At 59.7% G+C, this 24,015-nt stretch carries 22 protein-coding genes; 18 read left to right on the top strand and 4 right to left on the bottom strand.

Annotated elements, in window-relative coordinates; genetic code table 11:
- Positions 1–80 precede the first annotated feature (80 nt).
- Positions 81–767 carry a TetR/AcrR family transcriptional regulator gene (locus tag FIV05_RS09760; RefSeq protein ID WP_152509424.1) on the top strand — a complete coding sequence of 229 codons (687 nt, stop codon included), beginning with the start codon at positions 81–83 and terminating at the stop codon, positions 765–767.
- Between the two features lie 18 nt (positions 768–785).
- On the opposite strand, the gene FIV05_RS09765 is transcribed toward FIV05_RS09760, so the two are convergent.
- Positions 786–1,928, bottom strand: coding sequence for a patatin-like phospholipase family protein (locus FIV05_RS09765; RefSeq protein WP_286202279.1), 1,143 nt, complete (start codon positions 1,926–1,928; stop codon positions 786–788).
- Between the two features lie 389 nt (positions 1,929–2,317).
- Between FIV05_RS09765 and FIV05_RS09770 the strand changes: the two genes are divergently transcribed.
- The 4 genes from FIV05_RS09770 to FIV05_RS09785 all read left to right on the top strand — a co-directional run bounded on the left by FIV05_RS09770 (position 2,318) and on the right by FIV05_RS09785 (position 5,826).
- The gene (locus tag FIV05_RS09770; RefSeq protein ID WP_286202280.1) at positions 2,318–3,682 is read left to right on the top strand and encodes an MBL fold metallo-hydrolase; all 1,365 of its coding nucleotides are present in this window, start codon (positions 2,318–2,320) and stop codon (positions 3,680–3,682) included.
- A 154-nt stretch (positions 3,683–3,836) separates the two neighbouring features.
- Positions 3,837–4,790: a glycine betaine ABC transporter substrate-binding protein gene (locus FIV05_RS09775; protein ID WP_152509426.1), complete on the top strand. Its 954-nt coding sequence runs from the start codon at positions 3,837–3,839 to the stop codon at positions 4,788–4,790.
- Positions 4,787–5,467: a L,D-transpeptidase gene (locus FIV05_RS09780; RefSeq protein ID WP_023000133.1), complete on the top strand. Its 681-nt coding sequence runs from the start codon at positions 4,787–4,789 to the stop codon at positions 5,465–5,467. The genes FIV05_RS09775 and FIV05_RS09780 overlap by 4 nt, the downstream gene beginning before the upstream one ends.
- A 32-nt stretch (positions 5,468–5,499) precedes the next feature.
- On the top strand, positions 5,500–5,826 hold the full coding sequence (locus FIV05_RS09785) for a hypothetical protein (RefSeq protein WP_062486855.1): 327 nt from the start codon (positions 5,500–5,502) through the stop codon (positions 5,824–5,826).
- Between the two features lie 17 nt (positions 5,827–5,843).
- Here FIV05_RS09785 and FIV05_RS09790 read toward each other — a convergent pair whose 3' ends face one another.
- Positions 5,844–6,503, bottom strand: coding sequence for a GntR family transcriptional regulator (locus tag FIV05_RS09790; RefSeq protein WP_055661557.1), 660 nt, complete (start codon positions 6,501–6,503; stop codon positions 5,844–5,846).
- Positions 6,504–6,897: 394 nt separating this feature from the next.
- Here FIV05_RS09790 and FIV05_RS09795 point away from each other — a divergent pair, with 394 nt between their 5' ends.
- The 13 genes from FIV05_RS09795 to FIV05_RS09855 all read left to right on the top strand — a co-directional run bounded on the left by FIV05_RS09795 (position 6,898) and on the right by FIV05_RS09855 (position 20,143).
- Positions 6,898–7,698: a transporter substrate-binding domain-containing protein gene (locus FIV05_RS09795; RefSeq protein ID WP_152509427.1), complete on the top strand. Its 801-nt coding sequence runs from the start codon at positions 6,898–6,900 to the stop codon at positions 7,696–7,698.
- 327 nt (positions 7,699–8,025) lie between these two features.
- Positions 8,026–8,688, top strand: coding sequence for an amino acid ABC transporter permease (locus FIV05_RS09800; RefSeq protein ID WP_055661559.1), 663 nt, complete (start codon positions 8,026–8,028; stop codon positions 8,686–8,688).
- 10 nt (positions 8,689–8,698) lie between these two features.
- Positions 8,699–9,361 (top strand): amino acid ABC transporter permease, encoded by a 663-nt coding sequence (locus FIV05_RS09805; RefSeq protein WP_023000138.1) that lies wholly within the window; start codon positions 8,699–8,701, stop codon positions 9,359–9,361.
- Positions 9,358–10,080 carry an amino acid ABC transporter ATP-binding protein gene (locus FIV05_RS09810; RefSeq protein ID WP_152509428.1) on the top strand — a complete coding sequence of 241 codons (723 nt, stop codon included), beginning with the start codon at positions 9,358–9,360 and terminating at the stop codon, positions 10,078–10,080. The genes FIV05_RS09805 and FIV05_RS09810 overlap by 4 nt, the downstream gene beginning before the upstream one ends.
- A 92-nt stretch (positions 10,081–10,172) precedes the next feature.
- Positions 10,173–11,132, top strand: coding sequence for a dihydrodipicolinate synthase family protein (locus FIV05_RS09815; protein ID WP_152509429.1), 960 nt, complete (start codon positions 10,173–10,175; stop codon positions 11,130–11,132).
- Positions 11,123–12,055, top strand: a complete 933-nt coding sequence (locus tag FIV05_RS09820; protein WP_152509430.1) for a proline racemase family protein — start codon at positions 11,123–11,125, stop codon at positions 12,053–12,055. The genes FIV05_RS09815 and FIV05_RS09820 overlap by 10 nt, the downstream gene beginning before the upstream one ends.
- A gap of 19 nt (positions 12,056–12,074) precedes the next feature.
- Complete coding sequence (locus FIV05_RS09825) at positions 12,075–13,505, top strand: aldehyde dehydrogenase family protein (RefSeq protein WP_152509431.1); 1,431 nt, start codon at positions 12,075–12,077, stop codon at positions 13,503–13,505.
- A 76-nt stretch (positions 13,506–13,581) separates the two neighbouring features.
- Positions 13,582–14,832 carry an FAD-binding oxidoreductase gene (locus FIV05_RS09830; protein WP_152509432.1) on the top strand — a complete coding sequence of 417 codons (1,251 nt, stop codon included), beginning with the start codon at positions 13,582–13,584 and terminating at the stop codon, positions 14,830–14,832.
- Positions 14,833–14,854: 22 nt separating this feature from the next.
- Positions 14,855–15,958, top strand: coding sequence for a cis-3-hydroxy-L-proline dehydratase (locus FIV05_RS09835; protein WP_152509433.1), 1,104 nt, complete (start codon positions 14,855–14,857; stop codon positions 15,956–15,958).
- Positions 15,959–15,983: 25 nt separating this feature from the next.
- The gene (locus FIV05_RS09840; protein WP_152509434.1) at positions 15,984–17,009 is read left to right on the top strand and encodes a proline racemase family protein; all 1,026 of its coding nucleotides are present in this window, start codon (positions 15,984–15,986) and stop codon (positions 17,007–17,009) included.
- 136 nt (positions 17,010–17,145) lie between these two features.
- Positions 17,146–18,339, top strand: coding sequence for a hypothetical protein (locus FIV05_RS09845; protein ID WP_152509435.1), 1,194 nt, complete (start codon positions 17,146–17,148; stop codon positions 18,337–18,339).
- Entirely contained in the window at positions 18,327–18,845 is a 519-nt protein-coding gene (locus tag FIV05_RS09850; RefSeq protein ID WP_152509436.1) for a hypothetical protein, read from the top strand. The genes FIV05_RS09845 and FIV05_RS09850 overlap by 13 nt, the downstream gene beginning before the upstream one ends.
- A 443-nt stretch (positions 18,846–19,288) precedes the next feature.
- Positions 19,289–20,143 (top strand): pyrroline-5-carboxylate reductase, encoded by an 855-nt coding sequence (locus FIV05_RS09855; protein WP_173013819.1) that lies wholly within the window; start codon positions 19,289–19,291, stop codon positions 20,141–20,143.
- A gap of 42 nt (positions 20,144–20,185) precedes the next feature.
- On the opposite strand, the gene FIV05_RS09860 is transcribed toward FIV05_RS09855, so the two are convergent.
- Together FIV05_RS09860 and FIV05_RS09865 are read right to left on the bottom strand one after the other, a co-directional pair.
- Entirely contained in the window at positions 20,186–21,622 is a 1,437-nt protein-coding gene (locus FIV05_RS09860) for a mannitol dehydrogenase family protein (protein ID WP_152509438.1), read from the bottom strand.
- The gene (locus tag FIV05_RS09865) at positions 21,619–24,009 is read right to left on the bottom strand and encodes a TIM-barrel domain-containing protein (RefSeq protein WP_152509439.1); all 2,391 of its coding nucleotides are present in this window, start codon (positions 24,007–24,009) and stop codon (positions 21,619–21,621) included. The genes FIV05_RS09860 and FIV05_RS09865 overlap by 4 nt, the downstream gene beginning before the upstream one ends.
- Positions 24,010–24,015: the final 6 nt, after the last annotated feature.

The raw sequence follows: 24,015 nt of genomic DNA on the forward strand, positions 1-24,015 counted from the left end.
ACTCTCGGGTACCATTATTCTCTTCAAGGTTCCCTCGTCAATCGATTTTCGGTATCAGTTCGTAACGGGGAGGAGACATAATGAGCTCTTCAAGAACAAAAATTGTGCAAACGGGTTCCTGCCCAGGCGGGCAGGATGACTGTAACGAACAGCGGCAACGCGGACGGCAAAAGGTCCATGACGAGGCGACGCTGAAGGCGCGCGTTGTCGAGGTCGCCTTCGGCACGTTCCAGAAGCATTCCTACAACGGCACGACCATGGCCTTGGTCGCCAAGAATGCCGGGATTTCCAAGCGGACGCTTTACGAGCTGTTTCCTTCGAAAATCGAGCTCTTCGCTGAACTCGCAATACGCCACCGTGCCAATCTTCTTGATGTTCCGGCGGGCCGAAAGGCCGAAACTCTCGAAGAAGCCCTGAGGGCGGTCTTCAAGGTTGACCAGAGCGATGAAAAACACAATCAGCAGGCTGCCGAAATGCGTCTGTTCTATGTGGAGGCCGTCGCGAACGAAGAGCTGGGCATGCTTTTGAGGAAACACTGCGGCAGCGAACTGCATGACGTGGTGACTGCCTGGGTGGAGGACGAGGTCGCAAAGGGCCGGATCGTGGTCCAGTCTTCGCGCGACACGGCAAAGTATCTTCTGGATGTCCTCATTGCAGCTCGGCTGTTCCGCCCGAAGACACCCGACATGATCACCGGCCTGTCGGATATTCGCACCTACCTCAATCACACCATCCAGCTCATCCTGAACGGCCTGCTGCCACGCTGACCGTTCAGGAGCGATGCATCAGGATGCCTTGGCCTTGCGAAGAGGGGCGGGATCGGCTCTTTGCAGCCAGTGACCGAGATCCAGCGTCGACCGCTTACCAAGTTCTGCGCGGTTCTTTTCAAGAAACTCATCGGCAGCGGTGCGGCCTTCCTCGCGCAATTCCTCCAGGAACGGCCAGGTGGAGTTGAGCTTGGATTGACCGCTACGGCCATTCATGCCGGCGCCTGCAATCCGGTGGATCCGCAGGTTGGCGATCGGATTGGCAGCCGGGCTGGCGGCACGATTGGCGTTGAGGCCTGTCAGGCTCGGCAGGAAACCTTGCCGGGGCGACTGTGTGCCGGCGCCTGCTTGATGCTGCAATTCCGCCAGCAATCGCAGTTCCTTGATCAAAGGCGCATTGAAGGAGATCTCCTTTTCGCGCGCGGCGATCTGCTGGGCGTCCTGCGGCAGGGCAGCTCGTTCGGTGGGGCTCGTCTGGACCAGCAACAGATCCGCATCGCCCGGTTCCAGAACCAGAGGCATCAGGCTGGGGTTGCCGGTATAGCCGCCGTCCCAGTAGTGCTCGCCGTCGATTTCGACCGCGTGAAAGAGAGACGGGAGACAGGCCGATGCCAGAAGCACATCGGTGCTGACGGCATCGTTGGAAAAGATGCGCGCTTCACCCGAACCGACATGGGTCGCAGTCACATGCAGCGGTATGGCCGAGCGGGCAATGGCGTCGATGTCGATCGTTTCGTCTATGATTTCCCGTAAAGGGTTGAAGCCTGCCGGGTTGAGATCGTAGGGCGACAGGAAGTTCATTCCCGCGCCGAAGAGAAACGGCAGGCTTTCGAAATCTATTCCCAACCCACCGAGCACAGCTCTCGATGTCGTCATGTTGAAGGGGGTAAACCGGCTTCGTTTGGAAACCGTTTTCCAGAAGCCCTCCAGTGACGTGCGCGCTTCTTCGCGCCCGCCTTTCATAAGGCCGGTCAGCAGAGCCGCCGCATTCATCGCGCCGGCGGATGTGCCCGAAAGGGCGTTGATTTCGAGTGTCTCTTCCTCCAGGAGACGGTCCAATACGCCCCAGGTGAAGGCGCCATGGGCACCGCCACCCTGGAGCGCCAGGTTCACACGTGTCCTGCGCGCTCCTGTAGCGCTATGTGAAACAGTATGTTTCAAGGTCCGGGTTCCTTTCCACGAAGTAGTGTCCAGCCCCGAAACGTTTCCTCGTGATTTTTTTGCTTGAGTTTCGTGCCCGGCCGCTGGTGAGCGGATTTTGGCGGTAAACCATTTTACGGCCTGCCGGTGCATCGGAAGACTAAGATATGCTGCAATGCAGCATCTTTCAATGTGTGCACGCGTTTCGACCGGCTTTTACGGTGAGAAACGGCAGCCTTCCGCGGGAAAAAGACTGCTGCGATGCGATGTTTCGAAATCTGCGCGACAAAAGGGAGACTTGCGCAAGTTCCTGATTCCATGTCTGAATTCAGATACCTTCCCGAAATGTGCGGGCGGGTGGCGTCGTTTTGGCTGAAACTTTGTGCAGACGATCGGGAGGATGCAGCGCAATGAGCGTGAAACTGACTTTTCTCGGAGGCGTCGGCACTGTTACAGGCTCGAAATACCTGCTGGAGAAAGACGGCATACGTGTGCTGGTCGATTGCGGGCTGTTCCAGGGGTACAAGCAATTGCGGCTCAAGAACTGGGCGCCCTTGCCTGTCGATCCGAAAACAATCGACGCTGTCATCCTGACCCACGCCCATCTGGATCACTCCGGCTATCTGCCCCTCCTGGTTCGCAACGGCTTCAAGGGGCCCGTTGTCTGCACAAGGGCGACGCGGGATCTGTGCGCGATCCTCCTGCCGGACAGTGGGTTTTTGCAGGAAAAGGACGCGGAATTCGCCAACCGTCACGGGTTCTCGAAGCACCGCCCGGCCCTGCCGCTCTATACGAAAAAGGATGCGGAAGTGTCGCTGGACCGGTTCCGGCCAGTGGACTTCGATGACGTGCATGAACTGCTGGGTGCTTTCAGCGTTACCTTCCGCAAGGCCGGGCATATCCTGGGGGCGGCGATTGTGGAGCTGATCTGGGGTGGCACAAGGATCGTCTTTTCCGGAGACCTCGGGCGCTACGGTGATGCGACGATGTTCGATCCGTCGCCGATCCGCGAGGCGGATTACCTGCTGGTCGAATCCACCTATGGCAACCGCCGGCACGAAAACCTTGATGCCGAGGACATCCTGGCCGAAGCCATCACCAAGACCGCACGGCGCGGTGGCACCGTTGTCATCCCCTCCTTTGCGGTCGGCCGGGCGCAATCACTGCTGTTCCACATACAGAGCCTGAAGGAAGACGGCCGAATTCCCGACCTGCCGGTCTTTCTCGACAGTCCCATGGCCGTCAGCGCCTCCAACATCTATGGCAAACACCCGGACGACCACCGGTTGACGGCGGAAGAATGCGACTGGTCCAACGGGGCGGCCCATTATGTGGCCGATGTGGAGGAATCCAAGGATCTCGACCGGAACCGTATGCCCAAGGTCATCGTTTCGGCCAGCGGCATGGCGACCGGCGGCCGGGTGCTGCATCACCTGAAACACTATGCGCCCGACCATCGCAACATGATCCTGTTCGCGGGCTTTCAGGCTGGGGGAACGAGAGGCGCGGCGATCACGTCCGGTGCGGCAAGTGTCCGGATCCATGGCTCCGACGTGCCGATCCGGGCGGAGGTCGGCAACCTGCACATGCTGTCAGCGCATGCGGATGCGGACGAAATCATGCGGTGGCTGGGAAACTTCGAGCGGCCGCCAAGGATGACTTACATCACGCATGGCGAGCCGGATGCCGCCGACGCCCTGCGCTACAGGATCGAGAGCGAGCTGGATTGGCCGTGCTGGCTGCCGGACTACCGGGAAGACGTTGAACTGGAATAACGATCGCCAAGAGCTCCTTCCCCAGCTTCCGTACAGAAGGAATGAATGCCGATGTCGGAACCTGCGAGGCACTGGAAATAATCGTTTTTGCTATTTGCCGTTGCGTCAGATTTGTCGCAGTGTTTAAGGTAGGGGCCTAGGTGTGTAGGGAGTAATGGCTGTGTGGCGTTCTGTTCTCATGTCCTCGATCATGGCGGTTGCCGCCGTCACGTCTGCCAGGGCCGATGCCGTTGTGATCGGCGTGCCCGCCTGGCCCTCGGCACAGGTCACCGCCTACATCATTGATGATATTCTGAAAGAGCGTCTCGGCGTGGAGACGGACCTGCGTGATCGAGGCACGCTGACAATTCTCTCCGATATCAGCCGGGGCGAGGTCCAGGTACATCCGGAAGTCTGGTTTCCCAACCTGTCTGCAATGGCTGGGAGGTTGAGCGAGGAAAAGCAGGTTCTGTCGCTCAGCCCCAAGAGCGTCGCCGCGACGCAGAATATCTGCGCGACACGCGCAACGGTTGAACAAACCGGCATCAAGGCGGTGGCCGACCTCGTGAAGCCTGAGATGGCCGCGCAATTCGACAGTGACGGCGATGGCAAGGGCGAGATCTGGATTGGCGCCCCGAGCTGGTCGTCAACGGAGATCGAAAAGATCAGGGCGCATTCTTACGGCTACGACCAGACAATGACGCTGCTGGAAATGCCGGAAGATGTCGCCATGGCCGCCGTCGATGCGGCCGTATCCTTCGGCAAGCCCGTGGTCTTCTATTGTTACGGACCGCACCATGTTTTTGAACTTCATGACATCGTGAAGCTGGAAGAGCCAGCGTATGACCCGGCACGCTGGACAATCGTCACCCGCGCCCAGGACAACGACTGGCTGGAAAAGTCGCACGCCGACACCGCCTGGGACGAATCCAGTTTCAAGATTGCCTTTGCAACATCCCTTGAAAGCGGCATGCCCGAAGTGGCCTCGTTCCTGTCTGCCATGGAACTGACACCGGCCGATGTGACCGGGATGAGCTATGCCGTCGTTGTCGAGGGCAAACCGGCAGAAGATGTTGCAAGGGACTGGATTGCCGCGAATGCGGACAGGATCGGGGAGTGGACCAAATGATCAGGCTGCCGAGCGCATTTCGCACTGTCTTGAACTGGGTGCCGGCCATTGCGGTGCTGGCCTTTGCCGGCGTGGCGCTGGCGCAATCCTTCCAGACGCAGATCTACGATCCGACGACACGCAAATGGGTGGACTACACCCCGCGCGCAGCGGCGAAGTTCTATAACCGGCATGGCCAGTCGCCTGAGGAATTCCGGCGGCAGGTGGTTCCGTTCCGCACGGCTGAAAAGCCCGGTACCATCATCATCGATGGAGACAGGCACTTCCTTTACCTGGTTCAGCCCAACTTTCAGGCGATCCGATACGGGATTGGCGTGGGCCGCGACGGCTTCGGCTGGGCCGGCATCGTCAAGATCGGCCGCATGCAGGAATGGCCGACCTGGACACCGCCACCGGAAATGATTGCCCGTGATCCTGAATCCGCCCAGTGGGCGGGCGGTATGCCAGGCGGGCCCGACAATCCGCTCGGCGCCCGTGCGATGTATCTTTATATCGGCAACAAGGATTCCATCTACCGCATCCATGGCACCAACCAGCCCTGGACGATCGGTCTCAATATCTCATCGGGCTGTATTCGCCTGAACAACGAGGATGTCGCGGATCTCTACAGCCGCGTGGAAGTTGGCGCGAAGGTGATTGTGCTGATGCAGGGGGCTGCCCTTTACAAGGGCGTGTGAGACCTGTCGGTGAAGGGTGGGAGAAACTTGAAATGAACATCAGGGTATCGAACAGGCTTGTTGCGGGACTGGCCGCCGGTCTTTGTCTTTCCGTCGTCGCGGGCTGCAACACCAGCTCCAACCAGACACCGACCGCCGGTGCCGTGCGTTCGTCAGGCGAAACCGCACCAACCGACCTGCAATTGCTTTGTGCCTCGAAGGCCGCAGAAGAGCTGCAGGTTACCGGCGGCAATGTTCTGCCCGTCAGCTCCATGCCTTCGGGCGAAAACGCCTATCAGGTCAACCTGACCTTCGATGGCGGGCAGGCAGTTTGCGTCATTGACGAAGCCGGCACCGTTCAGTCGATCAATCGCGTTTAAGGAAGAGCCGGGCGGCTTCAAGCCTCCGGCAGATGCTTCAAGAGTGAAGCCTTGGCCCCGTGGATGTGTTCCCGGGTGAGGTTGGAGGCGAGGTCCGCGTCGCCTTTTTCGCAGGCTTCCAGGATGGCGAAATGTTCGCGTCCCGCCCGTTCCATGCCGTTGGACATGACCAGCTGGGCCCGGATCTGCCGTTCCACCCGGTCGATGGCGTTGTCGGCAATCTCCTGAAAGAACTTCAGATCACTGGCGCTGTAGAGCGTTTCGTGAAAATCGCGGTTGAGGTCGCCATAGGCCATCGGATCGGTGGCCGAGGAGAACGCCGCGCATTTTTCCCGTGCGTCTGCCAGCAATTCCTTGGACATCAGCGGAACGGCGTTGCGGATGATTTCCGGTTCGACCAGCGCGCGCAGGTCAAAGATTTCCGCCGTTTCCCTGGGTGACAGACCGGCGACGACAGCCCCCTTGTAGCGCTGGGTCTTGACGAGGCCCTGTTCCTCCAGGCGTGAGATCGCTTCGCGTACCGGAATGCGGCTGGTGTTGAACAGGCGGGCGATTTCGTCCTGGCGGAGAGGTTCGCCTTCTTCAAGCTGGCCCTCGATAATGGCTTTCCGCAGCGCGTCGAACACAATCGACGAGGCCGAAGCAGTCGCGGAAATATCCATCGTTTTCAGTTTCATAGGACCAATTCTCCCTGAAGCCACCTTTTACGGGATCGCCCTTGATTGGTGAAGCGAAAATGATTTCGAATATTTTATATTGAATATTGGATCCAATCTGGTTTATCAATCTCGGGCCCAAGGGAACGCAGCAGGCAGCAGTTGATGGAACAGCTGGTGCTGCGAAGTCCGGGTGCGATGCACCGAAGGCTGGAAGGCCCGGCGCACGATGAGCGAAGACCGACGGGAGGCGCATCTGCCGTCCGGCGGATGAGCCGGAATACCCCGACAGCTCGGGAGGCTGTAGGGCAAAGACCTGGTCCGGATCGAGCGGGAAACCTGCCGGCCGGGCAAGAAAAGACCCGGAGCGTGCAAGCGCCGGGGCCAGAATGCTTCAGAAGGAAGAGGGGAACTCATGATCAGGAAATTTGTGGCTGCCGCAGCCCTTTCACTTGCCGCCGCGCTGCCGGTCAAAGCCGACACGCTGGACGATGTTGTCGATCGCGGTCAGCTGAAATGCGGCGTCGTGCTGGACTTTCCGCCGATCGGCTATCGGGACGAGAACAACGAGCCGGCCGGTTTCGATGTGGAATATTGCAATGATCTCGCCGCAGCGCTTGAAGTCGAGCCGATCATCTATCCGGTAACCTGGGCCGAGCGCCTGCCGGTGATCGTGACAGGCCGCGCGGATGTGGTGTTCGGCGCAACTTCCGACAGTCTCGCCCGTGCCCGTACCGTCGGTTTCACCATTCCCTACGCGATCTATTACGCACAGGGTGTCGTCAACACTGAGAGCGGAATCAGCTCTTTTGAAGATATCCGGGGCAAGCGTGTTGCTGCCGCTATCGGTACCGTGCCGGAGCAGGAGTGGCTCAAGATTGCGGCCGAATGGGACGAAGAGCATCTCTACCAGGGCTATCAGTCCGAAAACGAAGTGTTTCTTGCTGTTGCCCAGGGCAAGGCCGATATCGGCCTGACCACCAACACCGCCGTCAAGCCGGTCACCGACCAGTATGAAACGCTGGAGCCCGGCCCGCGCATGCCTTGGACCACGGATTACACTTCCGTTGTCGCCAAGCGCGAAGACGTGACCTGGCTGAACTTCCTCAACCTCTTCGTCACCCACCAGGTTCGCTCCGGCCGCTATGCCGAGCTGTGGGGCAAATATGTCGGTGGCGAAGCTCCGGAACTGCGTATCCCGGGTGTGATGTACTGAGGGTGATGCCTTGACGGGTGAGCCTGTCCTCCTCGGATGAGAGCCGGGTTCACCTGCAACTTGCGACAAATACAGTGTCACCCCGGGCGACCGAAAGGGAGATCCGGGGTCCACTCACCCCCGGAAAGTTTGAGGCGTGTGCTGATCCTCGGTGAAGAGATCCGCGGCTTCAGCAAGTTTCACCAAGAGTAGGCCCCGGATCTGCGCTGCGCTTGTCCGGGGTGACATCCGGAATAACAACCTCGAGAGTGCTCTTGTCTGACGGGATCTCACGAATGCGTATGCCTTGCCCCGATAAGGCGGGATAGCCGGAGCAATTCGTAACAAATGTTCGACTATAATTTCCATTGGCGGCCAGTGCTGAAAAGCCTGCCCGATCTGCTGGAGGCCGGCTTGCTGACGCTTGAAGTCGCGACCCTGTCGATGGTGATCGGCATCGTGGTCGGTCTTGCGCTGGCGCTGATCCGGCTGAAGCTGAAGGGGCCACTCTACTGGCTTGCGACAACGTGGGTGGAACTGGCGCGCAATACGCCAGCGCTGTTCCAGCTGTTCTTCTTCGGCTTCGGGCTCGGCGCCTTCGGCATTCACCTGACGCCGTTTTTCATCGTACTTGCCGGGCTCAGCTTCAACTGTGCCGGCTATCTGGCGGAGAATTTTCGCGGCGGCTTTCAGGCTGTGCCCGAGACTCAGCTGCGGGCGGCACGGTCGTTGGGAATGACCTCCTGGCAGGCCTATACCCGCATCGTCATCCCGCAGGTTTTTCGCATCGTCTATCACCCGGTCACCAACCAGATGGTCTGGGCGGTGTTGATGTCTTCACTCGGCATGCTGGTCGGGTTCCGCGAACTGTCAGGCGAGACCCAGTTCTTTGCCAGCCGTACCTTCCGCATCTTCGAATATTTCGCAGTCACGGCCGTCATCTACTACGTGATCGTCAAATTCATCCTGGCGGCGTCCCGGCTACTTGCCATGCGCCTGTTCCGGTACTGAGGGGGCTGACATGAAAGAATCCATCAGCTTCTTTTCAGGCTTCAACATTCACGACTTCTGGTTCCTCGGTGAAGCTGCACTCCGGACCCTCTGGATCTCGGCTGTGTCGATTACCATCGGGACCGTGCTCGGCGGTCTGTTCGGCTGGATGCTTTACGAGGGCCGGCTGGCGGCGACGCTGCTGCTGGGGCCGGTGCTGGATGTGTTCCGCTCCGTGCCGCTGATTATCCAGCTTGTGCTGTTCTACAATTTTGCGCCCATCGTCGGTCTGGATTTCGATCCGTTTGCGTCGGGCGTGGTGATCCTGACCGCCTACACCGCTTCTCTGGTAGCCAACGTTGCCCGCGGCGGCATCGAGGCTGTCGGCAAGCCGATGCGCCGGGCGGCGCGTTCGCTGGGACTCAGCTACTGGCAGGACATGCGCTACGTGGTGTTGCCCATCGGCGGGCGGGCCGTCTTTCCGGCCTGGGTCGGTGTTGCGCTCGGCGTCATGAAGGATTCCGCGCTGGTGTCCGTGCTCGGCTATGTCGAGCTGCTCAAGGCCAGCCAGATCCTGATCACGCGGACACAGGAACCCTTCCTGATCCTCTCCCTCGCCGGCGCGTTCTACTTCGCGCTGTCCTTCCCGATCTCGCGCTATGCCGCAAAACTGGAAAAAAGGTGGGCCCAATGATCGAGATACGCGGCCTTGAGAAATATTTCGGCGCTCTTCAGGTGCTCAAGGGCATCGACCTTGATGTCGAAAAGGGCGAAGTGCTTTCCGTCATCGGCGCGTCCGGGTCGGGCAAGTCGACACTGCTCTATTGCATCAACGGTCTGGAGCCGATCCAGAAGGGATCGGTGGTGGTCGACGGCACCAACGTTCACGCCAAGGCGACGGACATCAACAAGCTGCGCCAGAAGCTCGGCATGGTGTTCCAGCAATGGAACAGCTTTCCGCATCTGACCGCGTTGGAAAATGTTGCGCTGGCGCCGAGGATCGTGAAGGGCAAATCGAAGGCGGAAGCCGAGGCGATTGCGGAAAAGCAGCTTCGCCATGTCGGCCTTGCGGACAAGCTGAAAGTGTATCCGAACAATCTGTCGGGCGGGCAGCAGCAGCGTCTCGCGATTGCGCGGGCACTGGCAATGGAGCCGACCTACATGCTCTTCGACGAGGCGACATCCGCGCTGGATCCGGAGCTGGTCGGCGAAGTGCTGGATACGATGCGCCTGCTTGCCGAGGAAGGCATGACGATGATCTGCGTCACTCACGAAATGGGCTTTGCCCGGGACGTCTCCGACCGGGTCGCCTTCTTCCACAAGGGCGTAATGGAGGAGATCGGCCCGCCGGCCCAGATCTTCGGTCAAGCTGAATCCGAGAACACCCGAAAATTTCTTGCTAACGTGCGCTGACCCGGCGCAACTAGACCTAACCGTCAGGCCTCAAGGCCCGTGCTTTGCACGTGGGAGCCAACCGGCAGGCCCGACCCATCCAGGAGTGAATGATGACGTCCAATATCTTTTCCGGCTGCATGCCTGCCCTGATGACCCCGTGCAAGGCCGACCGTTCGCCCGATTTCGATGCCCTCGTGAAGAAGGGCAAGGACCTGATCGAAGCCGGCATGTCCGCCGTCGTCTATTGCGGCTCCATGGGCGACTGGCCTCTCCTGACGGACGAGCAGCGCATGGAAGGCGTCGAGCGTCTGGTGAAAGCGGGTGTGCCGGTGGTCGTCGGAACCGGTGCGGTCAACACCAGGTCCGCAGTTGCCCATGCCGCACATGCGGCAAAGGTTGGTGCGCATGGTCTCATGGTCATCCCGCGCGTTCTGTCTCGCGGCATCTCGGTGTCGGCGCAGCGCAACCATTTCAGCGATATCCTGAAAGCGGCTCCGAACCTGCCGGCGGTGATCTACAACAGCCCTTACTACGGTTTCGCCACCCGCGCCGACCTGTTCTTCGACCTGCGCCGGGAATTCCCGAACCTGATCGGCTTCAAGGAATTCGGCGGCCTTGCGGACCTGCGCTATGCGGCTGAAAACATCACCTCGCAGGACGACCAGGTGACGCTGATGGTCGGTGTCGACACCGCCGTCTATCACGGCTTCATCAACTGTGGTGCGACCGGTGCGATCACCGGCATCGGCAATGCCATTCCCAAGGAAGTTCTGCACTTGGTGGCGCTTTGCAAGAAGGCCGCAGAAGGTCATGCGGAAGCTCGACTGCGGGCAAAGGAACTGGAAGAGGCGCTGGCTGTTCTGTCCAGCTTCGATGAAGGCCCGGACCTGGTGCTCTACTACAAGCACCTGATGGTGTTAAACGGCGACACCGAATACACGCTGCACTTCAACGAGACCGATGCCCTCAACGATGCGCAGCGCAACTATGTCGAAGCGCAGTACAAGCTGTTCAAGACCTGGTACGCCGACTGGAGCACGCAAGGCGGCGTGATCGCCGAATGCGCGTAATCGACAGCCATACCGCGGGTGAACCGACCCGCGTCGTGCTCGATGGTGGCCCCGATCTCGGATCGGGGACACTGGCGGAACGTGCCGCCCGGCTGGAAGCCGAGCATCTCGATTTCTGCGCTTCCGTCGTTCTGGAACCGCGCGGTCACGATGCCATTATCGGAGCGCTGCTGGTGCCGCCGTCCGATCCGGATTGCGTTGCCGGCGTGATCTACTTCAATAACCTGCAGAACCTTGGCATGTGCGGTCACGCCACCATCGGCCTTGGTGTCACCCTGGCGCATCTCGGCCGGATCGGGCCGGGATGGCACAAGTTCGAAACGCCGGTGGGCGTGGTCGAGATCGATCTGATCGACGCCAACACGGTGTCGGTGGTCAACATCGAGAGCTACCGGCTGGCGAAGGATGTCACGGTCGAGGTCGAAGGCATTGGCCCGGTCACCGGTGATGTCGCCTGGGGCGGCAACTGGTTCTTCCTGGTCAAGAGCAGCCCGGTTGCCCTGACGGGTGCCAATATCCGCCCACTAACCGACCTCACGCTGAAGATCCGCGATGCGCTGGAAAAGGCCGGTGTTACCGGTAAGGACGGGGCCTGGATCGACCATATCGAGCTGTTCGGGCCGGCCGAAGACCCGTCCGCGCAAAGCCGCAACTTCGTGCTGTGCCCGGGTGGTGCGTATGACCGCTCGCCCTGCGGGACAGGCTGTTCGGCCAAGCTGGCCTGCCTTGCCGCTGACGGTGCGCTGGCACCGGGTGAGGACTACCTGCAGGAAAGCGTCATCGGCAGCACCTACAAGATCAGCTACCAGCCCGGCCCGGGTGGTGGCGTCATTCCCACCATCACCGGACAGGCCTTCGTCACGTCCGATGCCAACCTGATTTTCAATCCGGCGGACCCCTACCGCGCAGGGATACGCCTTTAAGCCACGGATAAGCCAAGTCATGGATTACAGGAATTTTGTCGGCGGGCAGTGGCTCGAAACATCCGACAGCACGCCCAACGTCAACCCGTCCGATATCAGCGATATCCTCGGCCATGCCGCGAAGGCCGGTGTCGATCAGCTGGACCAGGCCGTCGGTGCAGCGCATCAGGCAGCCCCCGGCTGGGCGGCGTCGACGCCGCAGCAACGTTTCGACGTGCTGGATTTCGTCGGGACGGAACTTCTGGCCCGCAAGGCCGAATTAGGCCGTCTGCTGTCGCGTGAGGAAGGCAAGACACTGCCGGAAGGTATTGGCGAGGTGGCGCGCGCCGGGCAGATTTTCAAATTCTTTGCCGGCGAAGCATTGCGCCTCACTGGCGACAGACTGGCATCCGTCAGGCCCGGTATCGAAGTTGACGTCACCCGGTTTCCGATCGGGGTTGTCGGGCTGATCACACCTTGGAACTTCCCGATTGCGATCCCCGCCTGGAAGATCGCTCCGGCACTTTGCTACGGCAACGCAGTCATCTTGAAACCGGCTGAGCTGGTGCCGGGTTGCGCGCATGCTCTCATCGAGATCCTGTCCCGGTCCGGCTTGCCGGAAGGTGTGGTCAACCTCGTGATGGGACGTGGCTCGCAGATTGGTCCGCGCCTGGTGGAAAGTGCGAAGGTGAAGGCGATTTCCTTTACCGGCTCGGTGCCGACGGGGCGGGGGATCGCGGCGGCCTGTGGTCAGCACCTGAAGAAGGTGCAGCTGGAAATGGGCGGCAAGAACCCGATGGTGGTTCTGGACGATGCCGACCTTGCCATCGCCGTCGAAGCTTCGCTCAACGGTGCCTTCTTCTCGACCGGCCAGCGCTGCACGGCAAGCTCGCGGCTGGTCGTGACCGAAGGCATTCACGACCGGTTCGTCGAAGCCCTTGCCGAGCGCATGCAGGCGCTGAAAGTCGGCAACGCCCTGGAAGATGGCGTGCAGATGGGGCCGGTGGTCGACGAACGGCAACTGCAGCAGAACCTTTCCTATGTCGATATCGCGGCAAAGGAAGGCGGCAAGGTGCAGGGCGGGGAACGGCTCAACCGCGACACGGAAGGTTTCTACATGGCGCCGGCGCTGGTGAGCGAAACCGACAACGCCATGCGGATCAACACCGAAGAGGTCTTCGGCCCGGTCGCATCCGTTATTCGCGTGAAGGATTACGAAGAAGCCTTGAGTGTCGCCAACGATACGGAATTCGGGTTGAGTGCTGGCATCTGTACCACGTCACTGAAGCATGCCAGCCACTTCAAGGCCAATGCCGAGGCGGGCATGGTGATGGTCAATCTGCCGACGGCAGGTGTCGATTATCACGTGCCTTTTGGCGGCACCAAAGGATCCAGCTTCGGCTCGCGCGAGCAAGGCCGTTACGCCGCTGAATTCTACACTTCGGTCAAGACTGCCTACACGCTCCCCTAAAGTGTGGCCAACGGGCAGCAAACTGCCTGCGGGGCACTTCGCCCTGCCTCGCAGGCCTTTTTGAAAGACTTTGAAAATGGCGGACGAGACCGTCCAGGATATCATCGTGATCGGCGCCGGCATCATCGGCATCAGTTCCGCGCTTGCCCTGCAGGCAAGGGGGCGGCAGGTGCTTGTGCTGGATCGACAGGCGGAAACAGCGCGCGCATCGGAGATGAACGCCGGAGCTTTCGCCTTTACCGATATCGTCCCGCTGGCAACGCCGGGCATCATGCGGAAGGCACCGAAATGGTTGCTCGATCCGCTGGGTCCGCTCTCCGTTCCGCCCACCTATGCCCTCAAGATCGCACCCTGGATGCTCCGGTTCTGGCGGTCAAGCTGGCCGGATCGCTACCAGGCGTCGATGTCGGCACAGGCCGCCTTGATGAAGCTGGCGCAGGAGGCGCTTGCCCGGCAGGTTTCGGACACCGGAGCAGCCTCCCTGATCCAGGCCGAAGGGCAGCTGCAGCTTTACGAAGGTGAAGCGGAATTCCGCGCCAGTCTGCCCGGCTGGGAGCTGCGCAAGCAACATGGCATCCGCTTCGAACTGCTTGAGAGCCCGGATGCCGTCGCCGCCATTCAGCCGGGTCTTGACCGTCGCTTCACTCATGCGGCCTTCACGCCGGACTGGACCAACACTTGTGATCCCGCCCGCTGGCTGGCGCATCTGACGTCTGTCTTCCTGCAGCGGGGCGGACAGATCGAAAGCACTGACGTTTCAGGTCTGAAGCCGAGTGAAGACGGTGTTCAGATCGAAGCTTACGATGGGGCCTGGGTTGCGAAACAGGTCGTCGTGGCCGCAGGTGCCTGGTCGCACCGCCTTGCAAAGACGATCGGCGACCGCATTCCTCTTGAGACCGAACGCGGCTACAACACGACGCTGCCGGAAGGCTCCTTTGACCTGAAAACCCACCTGACCTTTTCCGGTCACGGCTTCGTCGTTACCAAGATCAATGGCGGCGTCCGTGTCGGTGGGGCCGTCGAACTGGGTGGGCTGACGCTGCCACCGAACTTCAAGCGCGCCGACATCCTGCTGGACAAGGCCAGGCGGTTCCTGCCTGCCCTGAAGACAGACGGCGGCAAGAAATGGATGGGCTTCAGGCCCTCCATGCCCGACAGCCTGCCCGTCATCGACCGCTCACCCGGTGACCACCGGGTCGTCTATGCCTTCGGGCATGGTCACCTCGGCCTGACGCAGTCCGCAGGGACGGCGGAACTGGTCGCCAATCTCGTATCCGACACACAAAACCCCGTCGACATGGCCGCCTTTTCCGCGCGGCGCTTCTAAACTCTTTTGGAGGAGGAACTTCATGAAAATTACGGCCATCAACGTCTTTCAGGTCGACCTTCCCCTCAAAGAAGGGCGTTACAGCTGGTCCAACGGCAATTTCGTGGAAGTCTTCGACAGCACCGTTGTCGAGATCGAGACCGACGAAGGCCTCAAGGGTTATGCCGAATGCTGCCCGCTCGGGTCTGCCTATCTGCCGAGTTATGCCCTTGGGGTGCGGTCAGGACTTCAGGAACTGGCGCCCCACCTGATCGGGAAGGATCCGCTCAATATCGGTGAAATCAACCGGGTGATGGATGCTGCGCTGCGCGGTCATCCCTATGCCAAGGCGCCGATCGACATCGCCTGCTGGGACCTGCTGGGCAAGGCGACGGGCCAGCCGCTCTATACGTTGCTTGGCGGTGCAGCCCAGGACGACGTGGTGCTTTACCGGGCAATCAGCCAGGAAGCGCCGGAGATCATGGCAAAGAAGATCGAAGGTTATGCGGCCGAAGGCTATACCAAGTTCCAGCTGAAGGTCGGCGGCGATGCCAATGACGATATCGACCGCATCCACGCCACCCGCGAAGTTCTGAAGAAATCGGACCTTCTGGTGGCCGATGCCAACACCGGCTGGACCCGGCATGAAGCCGCACGCGTCGTCGGGGCAGTGTCCTCGCTTGATGTCTACATCGAGCAGCCCTGCCTCACATATGAGGAAAGCGTCTCCATTCGACGCCGGACGGCGCTGCCCTTCGTTCTGGACGAGGTGATCGACGGGCCGAACACGCTGGTGCGCGGCATTTCCGAAGACGCGATGGATTGCATTAATCTGAAGATCTCGAAGGTCGGTGGCCTGACCAAGGCCAAGCTGATGCGTGATCTCTGCATTGCCCACGGTATTCCGATGACGATCGAAGACACCTGGGGCGGGGACATTGTTACGGCGGCGATCGCCCATCTGGCGCGCTCGACCCCATCGGATTTCACTTTCTCGGCTACGGACTTCAACAGCTACGGCACGGTCGATATCGCGGAAGGCGCACCCAAGCGAGTCAATGGCCGCATGACGGCTTCCGAGCTGCCGGGCCTTGGCATCACGCCGATCTTCGATGCTTTGGGCGAACCTGTCGCTCGCTATTCCTGAACCGGCTGACCTCAAGGGCAGAGACATGCGCAGCAGCAAGACCATCCATGTGATTTCCTGCCACGCGGAAGGCGAGGTCGGCGACGTGATCGTCGGCGGTGTCGCCCTTCCGCCGGGCGAAACGCTCTGGGAACAGAGAAGCTTCATCGCGAAGGACCAGACGCTGCGCAATTTCGTGCTGAACGAACCGCGCGGCGGTGTGTTCCGTCATGTGAACCTGCTTGTTCCGCCCAAACATCCGGAGGCGGATGCCGCCTTCATCATCATGGAGCCGGAAGACACGCCGCCGATGTCAGGATCCAACTCCATCTGCGTCTCCACGGTGCTGCTTGACGGCGGTATTGTTCCGATGGTCGAACCGGTCACGAAGATGGTTCTGGAAGCACCCGGCGGACTGGTGCGGGTGAAGGCCGAATGCCGGAATGGCAAGGCGGAGCGCATCTTCGTTCAGAACGTCACCAGCTTTGCCGACAAGCTGTCGGTACCGCTGGAAGTGGAAGGCATCGGCACGCTGACGGTCGACACCGCCTATGGTGGCGACAGTTTCGTGGTCGTCGACGCCGAGGCGCTCGGGTTCGGGATCGTCGAAGACGAGGCCAAGGACATTGCCCGCCTGGGTGTCCGGATCACCAATGCAGCCAACGAACAGCTAGGCTTTTCCCATCCGGAAAATGCCGACTGGAACCACATCTCCTTCTGCGCCTTCTGCGGTCCCCTGTCGAAGACGCCGACGGGCCTCTCCGGACGGTCCGCTGTTGCCATCCAGCCGGGCAAGGTCGACCGCTCCCCAACGGGTACGGCCGTTTCTGCCCGAATGGCGCTGATGGCGGCGAAGGGGCAAATGAACGTCGGCGACACCTTCGAAGCCGTTTCCATCATCGGGTCCACCTTCACCGGCCGGATCGTATCACAACAGATGGCGGGCGACCGGGCCGGGATTGTTCCGGAAATTTCCGGGCGTGGCTGGGTCACCGGCATTCACCAACACATGCTCGACCCAAGCGACCCCTGGCCTGGCGGCTACAAGCTCAGCGACACCTGGGGTGCGTGACGGCTGAAGATTGGTGAAGCGTGAGCGCCAATATTGATCGGAGAGTTTGCCTAAAATTCAGTTCGCGGAGGGTGGCCTCAAATTGGCTCGATTGAAGCGGTAGCCGTTGGTGTGCCGTTTCCTCCGAGCAAGCAATATGCGACTTGTTAAGACACTATTTTTTGCCATCTCACTCGGTCTGTTGTTCGGACATGTCCAGGCTAAGGACTTTGATCCTCCTTCCGCGCAGGAGGTTGAAGATGCCAGATTTCAATGTGAGGAAGCGCTCTCGAAAGACTGTCTTCAAACTTTGGCACTGGGTCAAGCTCATGAGGAAGACCGGCGTACCGGTTCGAGCAAGCTGTTCAAGGCGTTCCTTTGGCGAATTTATGCAGACGACGAAATTCGCTCCGAGCAACTCAGGGATATGAGCCCCCCAACGGTGGAAACATTGCTTGATGCCGGACAATGGGCAGAAGCCGAAAAGCTATTTCTTGAATACCATAAAAGTACGATCTTTGAGTTCGGATCGCCGAGGGGAACCTTCATAAAACAAATGATACTCGCTCAACTTGAGCAGGGAGAAATCGAGCTGGCGATACAGGCTGCTGGAAGCCTTGGCGATGTTTGGAATGAGCGGCTGGAAGCTCATCTGATCATAGTGAAGCACCTGCTTGATCACGGCAATCATGAGCAGGCTCTGAAAATAGCTGACAACCTTACCCGCGATTTTCATAGAGCGGCTGTTCTGAGCGAAATCCTGGTGAGGCTCGTTTTCAGGAAGGAATTTGAGGCGGCACTCAGAGTGGCGCATTCGCTAAAAACCCTGGCGGTGGATGATCCTCATTTTTTGCCCCGTGTTCATAAGGCTTATCTCGCTATAGCGCGTGGCCAGCTGGAAGCAGGGGAAGTCACCGCCTCAACACGAACGATGGAATTGATTCCCGACCTCAACGACGCACCAGACACAGAGTTTGAAGTCTTCATAGAGTTCGCAGATTTGCTGCTAAAGCTTGGCAACCAGAAATCTGCTCAGCTTATGGCATCAAGAGCTCTTGAGGCGGCAAAGCGGACAACAGGGCCTCCCAATGATGACAAAGTTCGGCGTCTGGCCGTTGTGGGGCGCTTTCTCGTTTGGTCTGGCATCGCTGATAAAGGGCGTGGCGCCTTTGAGCAGGCTGAACAACTTCTTTTGGATCGAAGTGCCAAGGGGCTAGAGGCCCGCATGGCATTTCACGTTAACAAGGTTCTGGCCGGATCTCGTGAAGCCACGAAATCCGATCGAGAAGCCATCTACAGGATCCTTCGCACAGAGAAGACTTTTTTGAGCGATCTCTGTTGTCCGAAGTGAAGCCTTTGCTGGATGCTGGATTCGACGAGGAAATGCGTCAGGCGATCATCGCGGTTGATGCAAATGAGCGCCGATGGTCTGTTACCAACGACCTGATGTTGCCTCTAATCGAAAAACACGTTGAAGCCGGACAATTCGAACGCGCTGAACAAGTCGCTGAAAGCGCAAATACCTGGGTTGTCAGGGCAAAAGCTGTCTTCGACGTTGCCAGCAAAACTTCGACTTCAGAAGCGCGCAGGCTACTAATTGAGCTGCATGAATGGGCCAGAAACAATCGCACGATCAGGAATTTTGAATGGACACAAAGCCGAACTGGCTACGATGTTTTTCGCTTGTGCGGCATAGGTGCAAAACAGGTTCAGCTGGGGTTAGTCAACGATGCGCATGCCACGTTGAAACAGGCTTACATTCTTGCAAACAAGATGAGTTATAAAGCCAAGGCTGTGTCCTTTCTGTCTATCGCCGAAGCATTAGACGGCACTCTACCAGCCAAGTATACTCAATAAGCCACTTCAGCAGCTGGTCATCGAGAGTATGCTGGTGTGTCTCGCTTGAGATTATTTTTCTTTGCATTTTAAAGACTGTCTCTTCAGTTGCATTCACCAACACATGCTCGACACAAGCGACCCTTGGCCTGGCGGGTACAAGCTCAGCGATACCTGGGGTGCGTGATTGTCCGGTTGAGGTAACGTAGAGAATGGCTGGTCTTGTTGGGGTGTTTCCCTAGCGGGACTTGTCGTAAATATCGATGTGGTCCTACTGGCAGGCTTCCTTACGTCATTCGTCTATAAGGAAAAACGTCAAGTAAACTGAAATCCTCAACTCCATTCCTCTAAAGCGAATTTTGGAGGAAAGGAAAAATTATCAGTATCGGCCGGTTAAGACTTGTGAGTTGTGCGGGAAAGCATTCTAGTAGCGCCAAGACCCGAATATTTGCGAACGCATGATCATGGACAAATTGGCGAAAAGAGGCGTTTGCCTCATTGGTTGCGGTTTCATGGGCAAGGCTCTGGTGGAAGCCTGGCTGGCTAAGGGAATGCCTGCCGGTTCCATCTACGTGCGCGATCCCCGGCCGTCCGGCTGGCTGCAGAGCCAGGCAGGCGTCAACATCAACGAGCCTTTTCCGCAGTCTCCGGCCGCGATTGTCATCGCCACTCGTCCGCAGATCGTGGAGAAGGTTCTGGCGCCGCTCGGCTCCTTCGGTGGTGGCGAAACGGTGATCCTGTCGATTGCGGCCAGCAAACCGATTTCCGTGCTGGAAAAGCAATTCCCGGATGGAACGCCAATCATTCGCGCGATGCCCAACCTGCCGGCAACGGTCGGCTCTGCTGTCTCGACCTTTGTTGCCAACGAGGCGCTGACTGCCAGCCAGAAGGTGGAAGCTCTCAAGCTGATTGCCGCCTTCGGCTCGGTTGTCGAATTGCCGGACGAAGGCCTGCTGCCGGTGGTCACCGCCTTGTCCGGTGCGGGGCCTGCCTATGTGTTTGCCATGGCCGAGGCCTTTGCCGCGGCAGGGGCACGCCTTGGTCTGCCGGAGGACCTTGCCCACGAATTGGCCGTTCGCACAGTGGCCGGCGCCGGGCGCATGCTTGCGCAGCCGGACGCGGATGCGACCGGGTTCCGCGTCGCCGTGACGTCCAAAGGCGGCACGACCGAAGCAGGCATGCTGGAGTTCATGGCTGACGAGAACGGCATTCAGGATCTTGCCCGCCGCACGGTTGAAGCCGCTGCCGAGCGCTGCAAGGAACTTTCCGGACTGAAACCTGCCGAACAGCCCAGGACCCTGCGGCTCGTCAGGGACTAGAGGCGGTTTCCAGCAGAAGCCGTCTGGCTCTTCTGCTGGTCACTAGGCTTTCAGAACTGCGGCAATATCCGAGGTTTGCAGCCGTTGGTAAGCGGATTTGATTGTGCTGCCAAAGGCCGCTGACCCTGGCAGGTCGTCGCCGAAAACCTCCGAGAGCGACAGCATCCTGTCGACATACGCATTGCCGTCCGTTTCCTGCACAATGGTGCCAATCCTTGCGGACAGGGGGTCGTTCAACGGCAGCGAGACGCCTGTTCTTGAAACACCGCGACAATAGAGCATCCATGCGGCAACGGCGAGTGCCGATAGCGGCCAGGGGCTGTTGTCCTTCAGATGTTGCCGGATCGGTGCCAACAGTCGTTGCGGCAGTTTCTGGCTGCCGTCAGAAGCGATCTGGGTGGTCTTGTGATGAAGCGCGGTGTTTTCAAACCGGGCAATCAGGGCTTCGGCATAGGCCTTGATATCGACACCGTCCGGCACGGCCAGCGTCGGGGCCTGTTCGCTCAGCATCAGGGTGAGGGCTGCCTGCCGGAAGGCCGGATCGGCCATGCAGTCGGCAATCGTTTCCTTGTCTGCCAGCGCCCCAAGATAGGCTAGAAACGAATGGCTGCCGTTCAGCATCCGAAGTTTCATGTCTTCAAACGGTGCCACATTTTCAACGAATTCAGCACCTGCCAGATGCCAGTCCGGACGTGGACCGGCAAACCGGTCTTCAATTACCCACTGGCGGAAGGTCTCGCACAGGATACCGTTCCGGTCAGCGTGACCTAGTGCGTTCTCAAGCGTTGCGAACGAACTGTCGGTCATTGCCGGTGTGATGCGGTCGACCATGGAACAGGGGAAAGTGCAATTGCCTTCGATCCATTCTGCCAGAGCCGGGTTGAGCCGCGCGGCGAAATCCAGGACCGCACGACGGCACAGCTCGCCGTTGGCGGGAAGATTGTCGCACGACAGGATCGTCAAACCGGCGAGACCGGCTGCATGTCGCCGCCTGAGGCCTTCCACCAGCACGCCGATGGCCGTGGAAGGGGCATCTGGCGTTGCAAGGTCTCGCCGGATGCCGGGACTGTCTTCATCCAGCCTGCCGTCCTTCAGGCAATACCCTTTCTCGGTGATAGTCAGTGTGATCACGGCGAGATCCTGATCGGCGATCCGGTTCGGCAAGGCGTCGACGCCATCACGCTTGGGGTGGACCGTCGCACAGATAGCGCCGACCTGGCGCAAGAAGGGATCGTCACCGGACATCTCGCCGACAGTGAAAAGTCCGTCCGCCTCGTCAAGACCGGTGAGTTCGTCCGCACCGGAGTTGAGCCGGGCAACTGCGACGCCCCAGTCGCTTGCCGTTCGGCGTAGCATTTCGTCGTGAAACACCAGAACATGCGCCTTGGCAAAGGCACCAAAACCGATGTGCAGCAGGCGGATGCGCAGCTTTGTCCGGTCGTAGTCGACCGTATCAACCAAGTGACCGGCGCTGCTCATGACTGGCTCACCGTGAAGTCGATTGTATCGCCCGTTTTCCGCTCGGTTCCGTTGACGGTCAACGTGCCGGCACCGGCGAGCCAAAGGGTGACCTTGTCGAAGGCGGGTTGCCAGTTGCCGGATCTTTGCCAATCCAGATGGACTGAGACCCCTGTTCGGGAGAGGCAAAGCCGGGTCAAACAGCTCTCGCCAGCCAGTGCTTCTACCGTGTCACCGTCATCGTCATAAAATTGCGAGTGCCTGTCCGGTGTTCCTTCCGGCTGTGGGTAGATACGCCATGTGCGCAAGGTGTCGGAAGACGGTGTCGACCTAAGGTTTTCGGCTGCCATCGGCAGCACCGTACCGCCTCGAACGAACAGCGGAATGGTATCAAGAGCCACCGGAACGTCGATCATCTGGCCGCCTTCATGCCAGCTGCTGCCGTCAAAGGCCCACCAGCCTTCTTCGTTGGCAGGCAGCGTGACCCGCCGCGAGGTTGCGCCTTCCTCGACCACTGTCGCGACCAGAAGATCCCAGCCCAGCAGGAAGTCGAATTCAGCTTCCCGGCAGGCAGGGTCGTTCGGGTAATCCAGGAAAAGAGGCCGCAGCATCGGCTCGCCTTCGGTCACGGCACGGTGCAGCAGGCTGTAAAGATAAGGGATCAGCTGCGCCCGGAACTTCAGTGCGTTGCGCACGAGTGGCGTTATTTCCGGATACATCCAGGCTTCATTGGCGGTGCCGTCGTCGTTCCAGGAATGGATCGTGAAACGCGGATGGAAAATGCCGTTCTGAACCCAGCGCAGGAACAGCTCCGGCTCCGGCCGCGGGCCGGCAAATCCGCCGACATCGTGGCCGATGTTGTAGAAGCCGGAGAGGCTGAGGCCGAGGCCCATGGGAATATTCCAGCGCAGCGTGTCCCAGCTGGTGAAATTGTCGCCTGTCCAGGTCTGGGCGTAGCGTTGCGTGCCGGGGCAGGCGCAACGGGAAATCAGGTAAGGCCGCTTTTTCGGTTGGTGGGCAACCTGAGCCTCAAACGAGGCCCGTGTCATCAGCTGGCTGTGCAGCGGACGGATCAGATTGACCGGTATCGGTTTTCCGAAACCGGCGCAGACCGCTTCGTCGTCCCACACCTCATATTCGTTATTGTCATTCCAGGTGCAGGGAATGCCTCTGGAAAAGAGCTTTTCTTCAAGGTTCTTCTGCCACCAGCGGACGGTGTCCTCGTTGGTGAAATCTAGGTGTGAACCATAGCCGTCCCAGAAAGGTGACTGCTCGGGTGTGCCGGTTTCACTGTCGCGGATGAAGAGCTCGGCCTCGGCTGCTTCCTTGAACAGCGGGTGGTCGTCCAGAAGCACCGGCTTGATATTGGCGATGAGGTTGATGCCGGCCTCGGCATAGGCCCGGGTCATGGTCTCGGCATCGGGGAAGCGGTCGGTGTTCCAATGGAACACGTAGCGCTTGCCCTTGATGGCTGTATAGCCCGACGACATCTGGAAACTGTCGCAGGGCATGTCTTCTTCCGACAGCTTGCCAAGGAACTCCATCAGCCGTTCCTGGGCATTTTCGGAATCGGTATAGGCCATGGTCGAGCCGGAGTACCCAAGTCCCCACCGCGGCATGAAGGCGGTGCCGCCCGTCAGCCGGTGATGCTGCTTGACGATATCCAGAACGCTCGGTGCCCAGCTGAAGTAATAGTCAAGGTCACCATCGGCGGCGCGGAAGGCGCGGAAAGGCAGGTGGTAGTTGTCTTTCTCGTTGCCGAGGTCGAACCAGCAGGGAGCCAGCGTGTCGTAGTAGAGCCCGACTGCGCCGAGCCGGCCCTTGTCGGTGATGGTGAAGGGAATGTGCTTGTAGAGCGGGTCGGTGGTTTGCGCGTCGTATCCCATGGCATCGAGATTGCGCATCTCGAACCGCCTGCCGGTGCGCTCAAGGCCACCGGCCTTTTCGCCAAGACCGTAGTATCGCTCATCCGGGTTTCGCCGCATGAAATGATGATTGCGATGGTCGCGGCGCCCGATCATGTAGGCGTCCTGGGGCCGGTCGCGGGCGATCTCCTGCCAGGGTTCGCCGGCAGCGGGCCGGCTTTCCCAAACGAAGGCAAGCGGGGTATTGATGGTCAGGCGCAGGTTTTCCGTTTCCAGGACAAGCCTGCCGTCCTGCTCTTCCAGCACGAAGCCGGGGCAGGAAAAGCCTGCAAGGTCGTCCCGCGCACGGCCGTCGAACGGCACGTCGCCTTCCGGTGCGATGGCCCAGGTCCGGTCCAGACGGTAGGTTCCGTCCTTGAGCAGAACAACGCGGATGAGCGCATTTTCGAGAACCTTGACCACCAGGCGGTGCCGGTTCTCGACTTCAAGTGCGATCCCGGCGCTGGAGCGGCCCAGGTAACGCCAGTTTTTGAGGGCTTTCATGACAGA

Origin of the sequence: Labrenzia sp. THAF191a, from assembly GCF_009363335.1 — a bacterium.
GTDB classification, from domain to species: Bacteria; Pseudomonadota; Alphaproteobacteria; order Rhizobiales; family Stappiaceae; genus Roseibium; species Roseibium algicola.

Excerpts from the sequence above, each read along its gene's own strand:
- FIV05_RS09760 (WP_152509424.1), top strand. The coding sequence starts at position 81 with ATGAGCTCTTCAAGAACAAAAATTGTGCAAACGGGTTCCTGCCCAGGC.
- FIV05_RS09770 (WP_286202280.1), top strand. The coding sequence starts at position 2,318 with ATGAGCGTGAAACTGACTTTTCTCGGAGGCGTCGGCACTGTTACAGGC.
- FIV05_RS09775 (WP_152509426.1), top strand. The coding sequence starts at position 3,837 with ATGGCTGTGTGGCGTTCTGTTCTCATGTCCTCGATCATGGCGGTTGCC.
- FIV05_RS09780 (WP_023000133.1), top strand. The coding sequence starts at position 4,787 with ATGATCAGGCTGCCGAGCGCATTTCGCACTGTCTTGAACTGGGTGCCG.
- FIV05_RS09785 (WP_062486855.1), top strand. The coding sequence starts at position 5,500 with ATGAACATCAGGGTATCGAACAGGCTTGTTGCGGGACTGGCCGCCGGT.
- FIV05_RS09790 (WP_055661557.1), bottom strand. The coding sequence starts at position 6,503 with ATGAAACTGAAAACGATGGATATTTCCGCGACTGCTTCGGCCTCGTCG.
- FIV05_RS09795 (WP_152509427.1), top strand. The coding sequence starts at position 6,898 with ATGATCAGGAAATTTGTGGCTGCCGCAGCCCTTTCACTTGCCGCCGCG.
- FIV05_RS09800 (WP_055661559.1), top strand. The coding sequence starts at position 8,026 with ATGTTCGACTATAATTTCCATTGGCGGCCAGTGCTGAAAAGCCTGCCC.
- FIV05_RS09805 (WP_023000138.1), top strand. The coding sequence starts at position 8,699 with ATGAAAGAATCCATCAGCTTCTTTTCAGGCTTCAACATTCACGACTTC.
- FIV05_RS09810 (WP_152509428.1), top strand. The coding sequence starts at position 9,358 with ATGATCGAGATACGCGGCCTTGAGAAATATTTCGGCGCTCTTCAGGTG.
- FIV05_RS09815 (WP_152509429.1), top strand. The coding sequence starts at position 10,173 with ATGACGTCCAATATCTTTTCCGGCTGCATGCCTGCCCTGATGACCCCG.
- FIV05_RS09820 (WP_152509430.1), top strand. The coding sequence starts at position 11,123 with ATGCGCGTAATCGACAGCCATACCGCGGGTGAACCGACCCGCGTCGTG.
- FIV05_RS09825 (WP_152509431.1), top strand. The coding sequence starts at position 12,075 with ATGGATTACAGGAATTTTGTCGGCGGGCAGTGGCTCGAAACATCCGAC.
- FIV05_RS09830 (WP_152509432.1), top strand. The coding sequence starts at position 13,582 with ATGGCGGACGAGACCGTCCAGGATATCATCGTGATCGGCGCCGGCATC.
- FIV05_RS09835 (WP_152509433.1), top strand. The coding sequence starts at position 14,855 with ATGAAAATTACGGCCATCAACGTCTTTCAGGTCGACCTTCCCCTCAAA.
- FIV05_RS09840 (WP_152509434.1), top strand. The coding sequence starts at position 15,984 with ATGCGCAGCAGCAAGACCATCCATGTGATTTCCTGCCACGCGGAAGGC.
- FIV05_RS09845 (WP_152509435.1), top strand. The coding sequence starts at position 17,146 with ATGCGACTTGTTAAGACACTATTTTTTGCCATCTCACTCGGTCTGTTG.
- FIV05_RS09855 (WP_173013819.1), top strand. The coding sequence starts at position 19,289 with ATGGACAAATTGGCGAAAAGAGGCGTTTGCCTCATTGGTTGCGGTTTC.
- FIV05_RS09860 (WP_152509438.1), bottom strand. The coding sequence starts at position 21,622 with ATGAGCAGCGCCGGTCACTTGGTTGATACGGTCGACTACGACCGGACA.
- FIV05_RS09865 (WP_152509439.1), bottom strand. The coding sequence starts at position 24,009 with ATGAAAGCCCTCAAAAACTGGCGTTACCTGGGCCGCTCCAGCGCCGGG.